Raw genomic sequence first — 14,770 nt, 5'->3', positions numbered from 1 at the left:
ATCGTGACAGACGCCGCCACCGCATCACCGCCCACCCGCCATGCGAAACCGAGGCCGTTCACGACCGGGCGCCGACGTAGCGTCGTGGCATGGCCATGTCAACTGCTCCGAGCGACGCGCAGCGGATCGACTCCGCGCGCGCGCCGCGCGATGCGTCGACATCGGCGCCGGGTGTCGATCGGGACATCGGGCGGCGTCGCCTCGGTGGTCGCGCCGCACGGTTCGCGCTGTGCGCGGCCGCGCTCGGGGCGGTCGGCCAGGCCCTCGGCACGCTGGTGATCGGTCGCCTCGCCGATCGTCCCGACACGACCGGGGTGGTGTTGCTCGCCGCGTGCCTGGTCGGCGCCGCACTGCTCGACACCGTCGGTCGCGTCACCTGGAGCGGCGTGATCGACCGTGCGGAGGGTCGTCTCCGCTCCGATCTGCTCGACGCCGTGATGCACCAACCGCTCGGTGCTCTCACGGAACAGGCGGTCGGCGAGATCCTCGATCGCATCGACGACGACACCCACGAGATCGGTGCACTCCTGCGCCAACAGGCGTGGAGGGTGATCCGACTCGCCTTCGTCACGGTCCCCCTCGTCCTCGTCGCCGGGTTCACCTGGTGGCCGGCGTGGGTGCTGTTCCCCATCACGGCATCAGCGGTGTTCTTCGCCGTCCGTCCGCAACTCGCGCGACTCTCCCACCTGAAGGTGCTCGAGGAAGCCGCATGGACCGACCACGCAGCGGCGATGGAGGAGGGGATCGCCGCACGCGACGATCTGCGCACGAGCCTCGGGCAGCCGCACATCATCCGTCGCAGTGCCGAACTCGCTGCCGAGATCCACGTCCGCATGGAGGACGTGATCCGGGTCGAAGCGGTGATCCTGCGGCGCGCCGGTCTGCTGCTACACGGCCTGCTCGCTGCCGTCGCCGTGTCCGGGGTGATCCTGGTGGCGGGCGGAGGTGGGTCGACGGCCACACTCGTCACGTTGTTCGCGGTCACCGTCACGTTCGTCGGTCAGATCGACCAGGTGGCGCATCAACTGCCCGACCTCCAAGCAGGTGTCGGCGCTCTGATCCGCCTGCGTGAACTGATGTCGGTCGAAGCCGAGCCCGTCGGTGGCGTCCCGGTGCCCGACGGCTCGCTGTCGATCGAACTGCGCCACCTCGACTTCGCGTACCCGGAAGGCTCGTTCGCACTCGACGACATCTGTCTGACGATCGCCGCCGGCTCCACCTGTGCCGTCGTCGGCCGCAGTGGTTCGGGCAAGTCGACGCTCGCCTCGCTGCTGTCACGTGCGGCGGAGCCGCTGCCCGGAACGGTCCTGCTCAACGGTGTCGACGTGCTCGACATCGACCTGCACGACCTGCGTTCGTCGGTGGGTGTCGTCACGCAGCGAACGGAGATCATCGCGGGCACGGTCGCCCAGAACGTGGCGATGTTCGCCGCGGCCGACCGCTCACGCGTCGAGGTCGCGATCGACGAACTCGGCCTGACCGCCTGGGTCGAAGGGTTGCCCGACGGACTCGACACGATGATCGGACCCGCCGGACTCGCACTGTCGGCCGGCGAGGAACAGTTGATCTCGTTCGCCCGACTCCTGGTGCGCGACGTCGCCGTGATCGTGCTCGACGAGGCCACGGCGCGCATGGATCCGGTGACCGAGCAACAGGTCGTCGAGGCCTCGCGCCGTCTACTCGCCGGGCGCACGGGGATCCTGATCGCCCACCGCCTCACGACCACCGAACGTGCGGATCATGTCGCCGTGCTGGAAGCCGGTCGCCTCATCCAGGCCGGGCCGCGTGCAGAACTGGCCGACGTCGACGGTCCCTTCCGGCGACTGCTCGAGGACGCCTGCGAGGCGCCGTTCGTCGACACCACGTCGTCACCAGGGACCGGAGCGGCCGCGTCGGCGATGGGTGCCCGCGTCGGCTTCGGTTCGGGCAGCGCGAAGACGGGCGACGCGAGTTCGAGCGACACCGGTTCGGTCGCCGTCGATTCCGACGACCTGCGTGCTGGCGGCCGCAGTGCCGATGACCAGGGAGCCGGCGATGGCTCCGACGTCGGGCCCATCGGCGGCACCCGTCGGAGTGGGGAGGCGCCCGACGCCATCGAGATCCCGGCGCCACCACGGTTGGCCCGGGGCATGTGGAATGCGGTGCGGATCCACCCACGGTGGGGGCTGCTCAGCATCGGCGCGTTCCTCGCGGCATCGATGCTCGGTGCCTACGGCGCCGTGACGGGGTTCGTCTGGGGGCATCTCGTCGTGCGTCTCCAGGAAGGCCGTTCGACGTCGCTGCTCCTCGTCGCACTGGTCGCGGGTTTCGTGGCGTCTCCGTTGCTCCTCGCCGAAGCCGTCCGCCGGTTCCCGCACTGGTGGATCGCCGTCATGCTCCGCGTCCGCACGGTGGTGCTCGTCGGCCAGACCGACCAGCGACGGCTCCCACCGACTCCGCCGGGCGAGGTCGTCGCCCGAGCGATGGACTCCGACCGGTACACCCGCTACGCCGACCGCTGCTACGACGTGGTGAACGGACTCGTGATCGTGGTCATCACCGCTCTGCTGGGTGGCACCGCACTCGCAGGCGGCGTGCTGCTCGCGGTCATGGCGATCACCGCCGCGACATCGGCGCTGGGCTCGCCGTCGGCAGGACGTTCGGCCGCGGCATCGTCGACGGCGCGAGCGGGTTTCGGTCGGTCGCTCGTCTCGGCTCTCGATTCGATCCGGACCGTGAAGCTGAGCGCTGCCACCGCCACCGTCCACGAGCATCTTCGTCGGGTCGACGGGGGGCGGGTCGACGCTGCGGTCCGCGAGCACCGTGTCCAGTCCGCGCTCGACGGGGTTCCGGTCGTGCTCGTCCAGTGCGGCGTCGTCGCTGCGTGGGCGATCCACGTCGCCGGAGGCTGGGGGTTGTCGACGGCGCTGCTCGTCTCGGGTGCCGTTGCGGGTTTCGAGTGGTTCGGACGCGTCGCCGGAGCGGTCATCACGGAGGCACCCGGGACTCGGGCGTGGCAGCAGGAGACCAGCCGGCTCGCCGGCGGGCGCGACCTCGTCGGCCTCCCCGCCGGCATCGACCTCGTGCGCGGTGTGGGTCCCGATGCGGTCGTCGGTACGACCGAGCGTCTCGAGCGGCTCGACCTGTGCGACTTCGGCGCCGTGCACGACGACGGCACGATCGGGGTCGAAGGCATCGACCTCACGGTCCACCGAGGCGACCTGGTACTGCTGCTCGGGAGGATCGGATCGGGAAAGTCCAGCCTGTTGGCGTCACTGGCGGGACTCGTGCCCACGACGGGCACGCTGTCGTGGAACGGCAACGTCGTCGAGGATCCCGAGACCTTCCTGCGTCCGGGTCGCGTCGCCTACGTCGCGCAGATTCCCCGGGTCCTGTCGGGCACGTTCATGGACAACGTGCGACTCGACCACGTGCGCCACGTGAGCGATCCGATCCGACACGCACAACTCGAGCGCGACGTCGACGAGGCGGGCGGAATCGAGGCCCTCGTCGGCCACCGCGGTGTCCGCCTCTCGGGTGGGCAGGTGCAACGACTCGCCCTGGCACGCGCTCTCGCCACGCACGCCGAACTCCTGGTGGCCGACGACGTGTCGTCGGCGCTCGATGCCTCCACCGAGATCGGGCTGTGGGACGCGATGAGGTCGAGCGGGCGCACGGTCATCGGTTCCACGACGAAACGGTCGGCGCTCGCCCGTGCCGACCGTGTGGTCGTCCTGGTCGACGGCGCCGTCGCTGCCCAGGGTCCGTGGTCGGACCTCGCACCGGACTGGGCCCACCTCGCCGGCTAGCCCGAGTTGGTCCTTCTGGTTCTGAATGAATCGGACCAACTCACGAGTTGGTCCTTCTGGTTCTGAATGGATCGGACCAACTCAGGTCTGGAGACGAGCGACGAGTTGGTCCTTCTGGTTCTGAACCAGAAGGACCAACTCGGACGAACTCAGACCTGGAGTTGAGCGGCGAGGGATTCGACGGACTCGATGAACTCCTCGATCATCTCCATCACGACCTGTCCCGACGACTTCGGCTGGTTCATCGTGCCGACGATCTGACCGACGAAGTAGCCGGCCAACTCGTTCGCGCCCGAGCCGACCGTGTTCGCCGCCCGGTTGATCCGGGTCTGTGCCTCGCTGGTGAGGATCGGCTGCAGCGGCATGCCCAGCGGGTCGGGCGTGTCGGCACGCTCCCACTCCTCGGTCCACTTGGTCTTCAGCATGCGAGCGTGCTTGCCCGTCATCGAACGCGACCGGATCGTGTCGGCCGACGTGGCGGCGAGGAACTTCTGCTTCACCGCCGGATGGGTCTCGGCCTCGTCCGTCGTGAGCCACACCGAGCCGCACCACACGCCCTGCGCGCCGAGCGCCATGGCGGCAGCCATCTGGCGTCCGCGCCCGATGCCGCCGGCCCCGAGCACCGGGATGTTCACCGCGTCGACGATCTCGGGGATCAACACCATCGATCCGATCTCGCCGGTGTGGCCACCGGCCTCGGAACCCTGAGCGATGATCAGGTCGACACCCGCAGCCTGGTGGCGTTCGGCGTGCTGCGGACGCCCGGCGAGAGCGCCGATCAGCTTGCCCGCCTCCTTGCACCGATCGATCAGGAACTGCGGGGGCGGGCCGAGTGCATTCGCCACGAACGCCGTGTCGTGAGCGAGTGCGATCTCCAGTTGGGGCAGCGCATTGTTGGCACTGAACGGCGCGTCGCCGTCGCGTCCGTACGTGCCGCGACCGAGTTCGGCGTCGTCGGCGAGCGGCGGCACGTCGTAGCGGGCGAGGATGTCGTCGACGAACTCGCGGTGCGTGTCCGGGATCAACTTCTTGATGTCGGCCACGGTGTAGCCGCCATCCCCGTCGCCGGCGTACTTCGCGGGGACGATCAGGTCGACGCCGTACGGACGGCCGCCGACCTCGTTCTCGATCCAGTCGAGGTCGATCTCCAACTGTGCGGGGGAGTGCGCGACGGCGCCGAGCACCCCCATGCCCCCGGCCTTGGTGACGGCGGCGACGACGTCACGGCAGTGGCTGAACGCGAGGATCGGGAACTCGATGTCGAGCATCTCGGTGGCGGCTGTCTTCATCACCTCAGTCTCGCAACGAACCCACCGCCGGGACGAACCCGCTGATCTCCGCGCCACCTGGTGACATCCATCTCGCATCGATGTCACCACCTGGTCGTCGGGTGCGCAGGGCGGCGGTGGCACACTCGGTGCGTGGCCGATGTCCTGTTCTGTACCGACACCTTCTTCGCGGAGAACGAGGATCGACTCCGCTCGATCGCCCCGGACCTGGAGTACGTCACGCTGGTCGGTGACGAACCGGTCGCCGACGACGACATCGAACGCATCACGCTCACCTTCTTCTCCCACGACGCCTGGCCGGAACGCGCGCCGAGCTTCATCGGGGTCGCACTGCGCGCGACGAACCTGCGCTGGTTCCACACGATGTCGGCCGGCGTGGACAGCCCGATCTTCTCCACGTTCACCGATCGTGGTGTGCGGCTCACCACGTCGTCGGGCAGCAGTGCTGCACCCATCGCCCGCACGGCGATGATGTATCTCCTCGCTCTCTCCCGCGACCTCCCCTCGATGATCCGTTCGCAGGATCGGGCGGAGTGGAACTGGCACCGGTGGGTCGAACTCGACGGTCGCAGCATCGCCGTCGTCGGCTGGGGACCGATCGGCCAGGAGGTCGCACGCCTCGCCGATGCGTTCGGGATGGAACCCACGATCGTGCGCCGCGCCGCCCACGGCGACGAGCCCTATCCGGTCCAGCCACTGACGGAGTTGGAGCGCGTCGCCGCGGACCACGACGTGATGGTCGTCGCGTTGCCGCTCACGCCCGACACGACGGGCATCGTCACGGCGAACGTGATCGACGCGCTCGGCGCGCACGGACTGTTCGTGAACGTCGGGCGAGGCGAGCTGGTCGACCAGGCGGCGCTCAACGCAGCGCTGGTGGAGGGTCGACTGGGTGGCGCGGGTCTCGACGTCACCACCCCCGAACCGCTGCCCGCCGACGACCCGTTGTGGAGCGCTCCGAACCTGATCATCACGCCGCACAATTCGGGCTCGACCGACGGCACCGGTCGGCGCGCCGCCGAGGCCTTCCTCGCCAACCTCGAGCGCTGGGTCGCCGGCGAGGCCATGGCGAACGAGGTCCGGTCGGCGTCGCGCACCACTCGTCGAACGTGACCCGCCACGTTGACGTGTTCGTCGACGGACGGATCAGTGGGCGTCGTACTGGACAGCGGCTCGCGACTTCACGTGAGGCCTGATCATCTCGGCGATGATCCGCTGGTGTTCCGGATGGTCCCGGTACGTGACGTAGTCCTCGACCGAGGCGTACTCTCCGACGATCACGTAGTCGAAGTTGCCGTCCGTGATGCCGAGGTCGGCACCGTGGCGGTACTCCACGACCTCGGGAACCGTGGCCACGAGTGCGTCGAGAGCCGCACCCATCGCTTCGATGTCGGCGTCGGCCACACCGTCGTTCCACTCGAACATGACCACGTGTCTGAACATGACGAGCAGTATCGCAGGACGCGCCGGAAAGGGACTCCGACGGGTCAGGCCTGGGAGGCGAGGTCGAGGATCTCGTCCTCCTCGAGGCCGAACCAGCGTCCGAGCTCGTTGCCCTGTGTGTCGAGCAGGACCAGTGTCGGCTGGCCGGTGATCTCGAGGGAGATCCACGATTCGAACGAGGAATCCCACAGCATCGTGAACGACGACGTCCCACGGTCGTTGACGAAGTCGACCGCCTCGGCGCGGCTGTCCTGCGTGCCGTAGCCGATGACTTCGAGGTCGTTCAGGTGATCACGAGCGAACTGCTCGACGTCGGGAGCCTCCCGACGACAGACGGGTCAATGCGGCGCCCACGCCCACAGCAGGACGGGTCGGTCGGACGGCAGGATGTTGCGAATGTTGACCTGTGCGTCCTTGCCGACGTCGTCGACGACCAGATCGGGGAACGGATTCGAGTCGAGTTCTGCCTCCGGTCGCACCTCGGCGGCGAGCAGGCGGCCGCCGACGACCGCCTCGGCGGGCCCGGCCTCGGCAGGTGTCGTCTCGGTCGATGTGGTCCCGGGCGGTGTCGGGTCGGCGACCGGTGGCTCGACGGGACGGGCGGAGTCGGCCGTCGCCGGTGCAGCGGGACCCGGTTCGACGGTCTGATCGGGTGTCGGCGTCACGTCCTCACCGGCGGGCGAGGCGGCCGCCGCGGGTGGGCTCGTCGGCCCGGTGCTCCCGTTCTCGGCGGCACCGTCGGCGCCGGAGCCGGAGCCGGAACCGCACGACGTCAACGCTGCGAGGATCGCGATGCAGCCGACCGCACGGGTTCGTCGATGTCGCACGACGACATGCTGACATGTCCTGGCGGTGGCGGTGCGGGGAGACTCGCGAACTCTTGCGAAACGCAGGTCGGGACCCGAGGCCGATCAGGCGCGGGCGAAGCGCGCCGCCAGCGCCGCGACGTGCTCGGGGTACATGTCGCAGCATCCGCCGACGATCGTGGCACCGCCGTCGATCCACGATTCGACGATGTCTGCGTACCGCGTCGCCGTCAGGTCCTCGCGCCGTTCGAAGATCACCTCGTTGGCCCGGTACGCGTCGTCGCGCTCGTTCGGGAACGCATTGGCGTAGCCACCGGTTCGGACGCCGTCGAGCGCGACGGCGTCGAGGTCGGTTCGCAGCGCAGCGAGAGCCGGTCCGGTCTGCTCGGGGAGTGAGCAGTTGAACAGCACGGCATCGACCGGGTGGGGGAGGTCGGCGACGGCCTGGGCGATCTCGGTGATCGTCTCGCCGGAACGCAGCGCCATCGGGGTCCCCGCTGCCCAGGCGTCGGGGAGAGAGAACGACATCCACACCGGGCGGTCCGGCCCGGTGACTGCGATGGCCTCGACGATCACCCGCATCTCGTCGAGGGTGCTGAGGGTCTCTCCGATCCACAGGTCGACGTGCGGTGCGAGCGCTGTGGCGATGTCGGCGTAGATCGGGCGGGCGCCATCGGCGTCGAAGTGCTCGGGTTCGTACGAGCCGAACAGGGGCGGCATCGACCCAGCGACGCGCACCTCGCGTGCGGCGGCGTCGGCAGCCCGACGGGCGAGCCGACCGGCGAGGTCGACCAGCGCGATGCCGTGTTCGGCGAAGAAGTCGGCGTCGTGGTGGAACGGCACGACCGCGTAGTTGTTGGTGATGATCACCTCGGCGCCGGCCCCGATGAAGTTCGTGTGCGCCTGCACGACCATGTCGGGAGCCTCGATCAACGCCAGCGACGACCACTCGGGTTGCCGGAACGGGGCACCGATCCGTCGCAGTTCCTTGCCCATCCCGCCGTCGAGGATCGTGATGGCGTGCACGGCGTCACGCTACTCGCGGGGCCACCTCAGGTCGTCGGGAGCGGGAGGCCCTCGCGGGCATTCAGCACGGACAGCAGTCGCGGCACCTGATCATCGAGCCCGTCGCTCGCCGTGACCGTCACGCCGTCCGGTCCGCCGGCGAGGTCCAGGAGGAAGCGGGGACCGTCGGCGGCCGCGAAGCGCTCTTCGTCCAGGTACAGGCGTGGCTTGATCACGGCCGGGTCGCCGTTCTCGGGGCAGAACGTGAGGCAGTTGCCGCACTCGTTGCACAGTTCGCTGAACACGAGGTACTGCTGTCGCCCGGCGTCCTCGACCTCCTCGGCCAGCGCCTCGGGTGTCGGCACCTTGAAGAACGCGTCGTTGGGGCACACGGTCACGCAGAAGTTGCAGGCGACGCACCCCCACATCTCCAGGTCGTGGTCGACCGACCGTGGCAGCTTCGAGTTGCCGTCGAGGTGGTAGCTCGCCAGGTCGGGACCGGTGATGTGGGCGAAGTGGGCGACCGCCGTGTCGAGATGCCCCGCATCGCGCGCCGCAGCGAGGCGTGCAGCGCGGAACCCGGGGAGGTCGGTGGCGCCTGCTTCGGTGACCGCCTTGGTGAGTGCCTTCAGCATCGGCGCAAGGCGCCCGTAGCCGCCCGGTTGCAGCAGGTCGGAGCAGACGCTCGCCGGTCGCACGCCCATGGCGATCGTGTCGGCGAGGTTCTCCTTGTCCACACCGGCGGAGAAGCTGACCATGATGTCGCCGCCACCGTTCGGTGCTGCGCTGTCCGCATCGGGCCCGTCGTGGCCCGGGATCATGAACCGGCCGGGAAGTGCGGCCGACAGCCTGCCGAGCACGGCGGTGGCCAGTACGTGCAGCGGTGCCCCGGACAGATACATCGTGTCGTCGGGCATGAACCCCTTGTGGTTGCTCACCACGAGCGTGTTCGTGAGCTTGATGCCGAAGCGGTGGCCGTGGTCGAGGGCGAAGCGGTGCAGGTCGTCGATCAGCGTGATCGCCCGATCGAACGGAAGATCGTCCTCGAACGCGTGGGGCACCAACTGCACGTCCTCGTAACCGAGTCGGTCGTGGACGATGCTGCTCACGCCGTCGGGTCCGAGCAGCGTCGGGTTCAACTTCACGATCACGTCGATGTCGTGGCGCTCGATCAGGTGCTTGGTGATCTGCTCGATCTCGTCGGGAGGGCAGCCGTGGAACGTCGAGAGCGTGATCGTGTCGGAGATGTGCGACGGGATCTCGATGTCGCGGAACGGCGCGAACACCGAGTCGTCGGGGATCTGCGCACGCAAGCGCTCGATCTCGTCGGTCGCATCGTGCATCGAGTCGATGAACCCGGCCACCTTGTCGCTCTGGATCCCCGCGAGGTCGTAGCCGACCGACATGTCGAACACGTGCGGGCCGGCCCCACCGTCGGCGGGATCACCGATGAACTCGTGCAACGGCTCCCACCGCTTCAGCAACTCGATGATGATCCACGCCTTGACGTACTCCTCGAGGCTCTCGTGGACGAGCAGCTCCTGGCTCCACTCGATGTTGTAGCCGACGGTCTCCATGTCGATGCACGGGCGGGCGATCTCCAACTCGTCGAGGACCTGCACCGTCTTCAGCTCGAACAGACGCGAGCCGCCGAGCCAGGACAGCACGATGTTCTGCGCCATCTGACTGTGCGGCCCGGCCGCGGGTCCGACCGGCGACGCCGCAGGACGGCCGAGGAACTCGAACGACAGGTCGACACCGCTGCCTCCGGGAAGCGTGTCGGGTTTCCAGAACCGCGCCGTCGGGAGGTCGAAGATCCGCTTGCGCGTGACCCACTCGTGCTCGATTCGATGCAGCAGCATCGGCAGAGACATCGGCGTGAGCGGCGGGGCGTGTTCCACCCGACGACCTTACAAACCGTCAAGCGGCCTGTACAGCGAGGCCTGCCGGGTCCACACGGTCGTCGATGTCAGGCGGGCGCCGGCTGCGCCCCGCGCTGCAGCCGACCCGGCCGATCACCCGTGAGCGTGCCGTTCTCCACGGTGACACGCCCACGCTTGATGGTCACCACGTAGCCCTGCGCCGCCTGCATGAGCCGGGTGCCGCCCGCCGGCAGATCGGCCACCAGTTGCGGCGGCCGCAGTGCGAGGCGTGCGTGGTCGATCACGTTCAGGTCGGCGAGGTAACCGGGGGCGATGACGCCTCGATCCTTCCACCCGACATGCGCGGCGGTCCGCTGGGTCTGCTGGTGCACGACGTACTCCAGGTCGATCTGCTCGCCGCGTGTGCGGTCGCGTGTCCAGTGGGTGATCGCCGTCGTGGGGAACGTGCCGTCGGAGATGACGTTGCAGTGGGCGCCGGCATCGGACAGCCCGAACATCGAGTGCTCGGACAGGATCATCTCCCGCACGTCGTCGAGGTTGCCGGCGGCGTAGTTCATCAGCGGCATGTAGAGCAGTTGGGCGCCGTCGTCGGCGAGCATCAGGTCGTACATCTTCTCGATCGGCTCGACGCCCTCGGCCGCGGCGAGGCCCGCGACGCTGTCGTCGGGGGTCGGCTCGTAGTTCGGCGGGTCGGTCAGCGGGTACATGCGGTCGAACCCGGCGTGGATCAGGGCCGGGAAGTCGCTGACCCGGACCTCGGCGTGCTCGGCGATGATGTCGGCGCGCGTCGACGGGTCGGCGAGGTGGGCGACCCGCTCGGCGACCGGCAGGTCGTGCAGGCGGGCGTAGGTCGGGCAGCGCCGCAGCGGGTTGGCCGTGGCGGCGAGGCCGAGCAGGACCCCGATCGGTCGAACGGCCACCTGGGCGCGAACGTCGGCACCGCCGGACGACCACCCTTCGATCCGGTCGACGAGTTCGCGCCAGCGGGTCGGTGTCTCGTCGTTCTGCTGCACCGTGAAACTCAGCGGACGTCCGACCTCGTGGACGATGCGTCCGAGCAGATCGAGTTCGCGCTCCACGAGGGCGTCGTCTCCCGACTGGTACACGTCGGAGATCAACTGCATCACTCCCGCACCCGCCCGGTCGAGGCCGCGCGCGACGCCCACCACCTCGTCGGCCGTGGCGCGCAACGTGCCGATCGACTCGCCCGACGACGTCCGGTGCGCCCACGTCCGAGACGTCGTGAATCCGAGCGCACCGTTGCGCACGGCCGACTCGGTCATGGCGCACATCGCCTCGATCTCCTCCGGCGTGGCCACCGATTCGTGGTCGGCCCCGCGTTCACCCATCACGTAGGTCCGCAGCGCGGCGTGTGGCACCTGCGCTCCCACGTCGACGGTCCACTCCAGTGTGTCGAGCACGTCGAGGTACTCGTCGAAGCTCTCCCAGCCCCACGTCATCCCCTCGGTGAGGGCGGTGCCGGGGATGTCCTCCACGCCTTCGAGCAGGCGGATCAACCAGTCGTGGCGATCCGGCCGGGCCGGTGCGAAGCCGACCCCGCAGTTGCCCATCACGATGGACGTGACGCCGTTGATCGACGACGGTGCGAGGTCGGGGTCCCACGTGACCTGGCCGTCGTAGTGCGTGTGGATGTCGACCCAGCCGGGGGTGACGAGCAGCCCGGTGGCGTCGATCTCGCGGTCCGCGGGTTCGAACGCCGTGACGTCGCCGACCGCGACGATGCGGTCGTCGACGATCGCGACATCGGCGGTCCGACGGGGCGCCCCGGTCCCGTCGACGACGGTTCCGTTGCGGATGATCAGATCGGACATGGTGTCTCTCCTTCGATTGTCGTCAACGGTACCGACGTCGCTTCGTCGGCATCGGACCGGAGACGGTGACTCCGACGGAGCGTCGACCGCCACGACCTCTCAGACGTGTGGTTCGAGGCGGCAGGCGACGTTCAGTTGGGCGACCGACGCCGTGTTCGGCAGCGAGATCGTGGTCGACACGAGTTCGGCGAGGTCGGCGGGGTCGATCATCGTCGTCGGGTCCTCACCGAAGTCGGCGGTCATGTCGGTGGCGATGTAGCCAGGGCACACCGCGGTGACCCGCACACCGTCGTCCCATCCGGCTTGCTTGGTGGCCTCGGTCAGCGCCATCACGGCGTGCTTCGACATCGCGTAGCCGGGAGCGAAGGTGCCCTTGACCCGGATGCCCGACAGCGACGCGATGTTCACCACGCGCCCGGAGCCCGACGCTCGGAGATGGGGCAGCGTGAGCTGGGTCATCCGCAGCGGTGCCTTGACGTTGACGGCGAGCAGGGTGTCGACGGCATCGGCGGACAGGTCCTCCAGCGATGCGGTGTCGACGATGCCTGCGTTGTTGACGATGCCGTCGAGCCGACCGAATCTCCCGATCGTCGCGTCGACCCACGCCCGGTCCGACCCGGCATCGAGTGCGTCGTAGTGATGGCACAGCAGCCGGTCGGTGTCGCAGCCGGCCATCGCATCGGTGAGAGCATCGACGTCGCGGGCACCCACGCTCACGGTGAAACCGTCGCCGTGCAACCGCCGTGCGATCGCGTTGCCGAGACCGCGGTTGGCACCGCTGATCATGATGGTCCGTCCTGCGGTGTCGATCATTGCGTCACGCTACGGGTCGGGCCGGACGCCGGCCCGCGGTCGGCCGTGCGCTCGCCCGTCGCCTGGCGAAACCCATGGAGACGCCGGACCCGTCGATGTGTACCGTCGCGGACATGTTCATGACGGTGATGTCCCGTGTCCGATCGGCGACCGACCGAGCGCGACCGGCGCCGTCGCGAACTCGGACAGAACTTCCTCACTGACCGCACGATCGTCGACACACTCGTCGACGGCCTCGACCTCCGGTCCGGCGAACTCGTCGTCGATCTCGGCGCGGGTGCCGGTGCACTGACCCGTGCCCTGGCCGATGCCGGAGCCGACGTGTGGGCGGTCGAGATCGATCCACACTGGGTGGAGCAACTCCGCGTCGGGGTCGGAGCGCGACGCGCGAACGTCCGGGTGGTCTCCAGCGACCTGCGCGACCTGCGCATGCCGCGCGTGCCGTACCGGGTCGTGGCGAACCCGCCGTTCGGGCTGACCACCGACACGCTGGCGAAGCTCCTGGACCGACCCGATCGCGGCCCGCGCCGTGCGGACCTGATCCTCCAGAGGGAGGTCGCCCTGAAACTGGCCCGGCAGCCGCCGGCAAGCCTGCGCGCCGCTGCGTGGGCGCCGTGGTGGGAGTTCCGTCTCGGCCCGAAGATCGGCCGCGAGGCCTTCCGGCCACGTCCTCGCGTCGACGCCGCCGTGCTCACCGTCGAGCGACGCGACGTTCCGATCCTGCCGACGTGGCTCGGGCCGCAACTCCGCGAACTCCTGCGACCGGCGTGGACCGATCGCTGACCTCCGGGCCGCCGAGGACCGACAGCTGCGGGTCGATCGCTGCGGACCGGGTGCGGACGCCGTCGAACGAAGTTCAGGATGCGAGGGCGGCGTGCAGGCGGGCGGCCTGCTCGGCCGCCTTGGCGCGTACTTCGTCGGCGTCGACACGAGTCGCGACGCCGTTGCGCAGCGCCGGCTCGCCCGCGACGTCGACGTCGATCGCGCGGATCGTCGGGGTGAACGCGACGTGCCACGGCTCGATCGTGTCGTACGACCACGTGACCGAGTCGTCGTTCGCGTCGGGGAACAGGTCGTATCCGGCCTGCAGCCACGTCCACGCCGAGTCGGGTGACGCGTTCACGTCGGCGTCGCGATGCTTGACGTAGGCGAGGCCGAACTCGGCGAGCATGTCGGCTCCGATCCCGTCGGTCCCGAGCGCCACCGGGTTGGTGAAGCGCGACGGGTTCGCGTACCCCACCGAGTTGTTCATGTTCGATCGCGGGTTGTGCACGACCGTGCCGCGCAACCCGTGGACGTCGGACAGGTGCACGCCGTGGACGAGCAGCCAGTCGTCGCGTGTGAGGTCCCGCAATCGATCCGCGGCACCGACGTCGTCGGGCCCTTCGGCCACGTGGATGTGCACGCCCACGCCGTGGTCCTCGGCCAGGCCCGCTGCATCGTCGAGGTGTCGGTCGTTCACCGTGAAGGCCGCATGGACGCCGACCATTCCGCGCCGCATCGGGTCGTCGCGCTGCGCGCACTCGCGCAGGTACCGGTCGTTCTCGGCGAGCCCGCGCAGTGCCGCGCTCGACCCGTGCCGGTCGGTGATGCCGTAGCACGTGTTGATCCGCACGCCGACCTCGTTGCACGCATCGGCGATCACCGAGAGCGAGCCGGGGATCGCGTGGGGCGACTCGTGGTGGTCGATGATCGCCGTCGTGCCGGCCTGGAGGGCTTCGAGCGCGCCGAGCTTCGCCGACCACTCGATCATCTCCAGGTCGAGCGCGGTGTCGAGTCGCCACCACACGTTCTCGAGGATCTCCAGGAAGTTGCCCGGACTCCTCGGCGGCGCGGGCATGCCGCGTGCGAAGGTCGAGTACAGGTGGTGGTGCGCACACACCATCCCCGGTGTCGTCGCGCTCATCGCAC

12 protein-coding genes are annotated in these 14,770 nt (G+C 69.1%); 3 read left to right on the top strand and 9 right to left on the bottom strand.

The genetic code is table 11. From position 1 onward, the window contains the following. Window positions 1-95 precede the first annotated feature (95 nt). Window positions 96-3,788: an ABC transporter ATP-binding protein/permease gene (locus tag ABJK40_RS07560; protein ID WP_348480411.1), complete on the top strand. Its 3,693-nt coding sequence runs from the start codon at window positions 96-98 to the stop codon at window positions 3,786-3,788. Window positions 3,789-3,937: 149 nt separating this feature from the next. On the opposite strand, the gene ABJK40_RS07555 is transcribed toward ABJK40_RS07560, so the two are convergent. Then, a complete protein-coding gene (locus ABJK40_RS07555) occupies window positions 3,938-5,077 on the bottom strand; it encodes a nitronate monooxygenase (RefSeq protein WP_348480347.1) in 1,140 nt (379 codons plus the stop codon). A 132-nt stretch (window positions 5,078-5,209) separates the two neighbouring features. Here ABJK40_RS07555 and ABJK40_RS07550 point away from each other — a divergent pair, with 132 nt between their 5' ends. Beyond that, window positions 5,210-6,190 (top strand): D-2-hydroxyacid dehydrogenase, encoded by a 981-nt coding sequence (locus ABJK40_RS07550; RefSeq protein WP_348480346.1) that lies wholly within the window; start codon window positions 5,210-5,212, stop codon window positions 6,188-6,190. A 33-nt stretch (window positions 6,191-6,223) separates the two neighbouring features. On the opposite strand, the gene ABJK40_RS07545 is transcribed toward ABJK40_RS07550, so the two are convergent. The 7 genes from ABJK40_RS07545 to ABJK40_RS07515 all read right to left on the bottom strand — a co-directional run bounded on the left by ABJK40_RS07545 (window position 6,224) and on the right by ABJK40_RS07515 (window position 12,859). Beyond that, window positions 6,224-6,520, bottom strand: coding sequence for a Dabb family protein (locus tag ABJK40_RS07545; protein ID WP_348480345.1), 297 nt, complete (start codon window positions 6,518-6,520; stop codon window positions 6,224-6,226). A 44-nt stretch (window positions 6,521-6,564) separates the two neighbouring features. After that, a complete protein-coding gene (locus tag ABJK40_RS07540; protein ID WP_348480344.1) occupies window positions 6,565-6,714 on the bottom strand; it encodes a hypothetical protein in 150 nt (49 codons plus the stop codon). Window positions 6,715-6,858: 144 nt separating this feature from the next. Further along, window positions 6,859-7,347 carry a hypothetical protein gene (locus tag ABJK40_RS07535; RefSeq protein ID WP_348480343.1) on the bottom strand — a complete coding sequence of 163 codons (489 nt, stop codon included), beginning with the start codon at window positions 7,345-7,347 and terminating at the stop codon, window positions 6,859-6,861. An 84-nt stretch (window positions 7,348-7,431) separates the two neighbouring features. Continuing rightward, complete coding sequence (locus tag ABJK40_RS07530) at window positions 7,432-8,352, bottom strand: homocysteine S-methyltransferase family protein (protein ID WP_348480342.1); 921 nt, start codon at window positions 8,350-8,352, stop codon at window positions 7,432-7,434. A 26-nt stretch (window positions 8,353-8,378) separates the two neighbouring features. Further along, complete coding sequence (locus ABJK40_RS07525; RefSeq protein ID WP_348480341.1) at window positions 8,379-10,232, bottom strand: 4Fe-4S dicluster domain-containing protein; 1,854 nt, start codon at window positions 10,230-10,232, stop codon at window positions 8,379-8,381. Window positions 10,233-10,300: 68 nt separating this feature from the next. Beyond that, window positions 10,301-12,046 (bottom strand): amidohydrolase family protein, encoded by a 1,746-nt coding sequence (locus ABJK40_RS07520; RefSeq protein WP_348480340.1) that lies wholly within the window; start codon window positions 12,044-12,046, stop codon window positions 10,301-10,303. 99 nt (window positions 12,047-12,145) lie between these two features. Next, on the bottom strand, window positions 12,146-12,859 hold the full coding sequence (locus tag ABJK40_RS07515) for an SDR family NAD(P)-dependent oxidoreductase (RefSeq protein WP_348480339.1): 714 nt from the start codon (window positions 12,857-12,859) through the stop codon (window positions 12,146-12,148). 135 nt (window positions 12,860-12,994) lie between these two features. Here ABJK40_RS07515 and ABJK40_RS07510 point away from each other — a divergent pair, with 135 nt between their 5' ends. Continuing rightward, window positions 12,995-13,642 (top strand): rRNA adenine N(6)-methyltransferase family protein, encoded by a 648-nt coding sequence (locus ABJK40_RS07510; protein ID WP_348480338.1) that lies wholly within the window; start codon window positions 12,995-12,997, stop codon window positions 13,640-13,642. Window positions 13,643-13,715: 73 nt separating this feature from the next. Here the strand turns inward: ABJK40_RS07510 and ABJK40_RS07505 are convergent, their stop codons facing one another. Beyond that, window positions 13,716-14,765, bottom strand: a complete 1,050-nt coding sequence (locus tag ABJK40_RS07505; protein WP_348480337.1) for an amidohydrolase family protein — start codon at window positions 14,763-14,765, stop codon at window positions 13,716-13,718. Window positions 14,766-14,770: the final 5 nt, after the last annotated feature.

Origin of the sequence: Ilumatobacter sp. (assembly GCF_039969435.1) — a bacterium.
Taxonomy (GTDB): Bacteria; Actinomycetota; Acidimicrobiia; order Acidimicrobiales; family Ilumatobacteraceae; genus Ilumatobacter_A.
The sequence above is the reverse complement of the archived record's forward strand: the minus strand, read 5'-3'. Positions and strand labels throughout refer to the sequence as shown.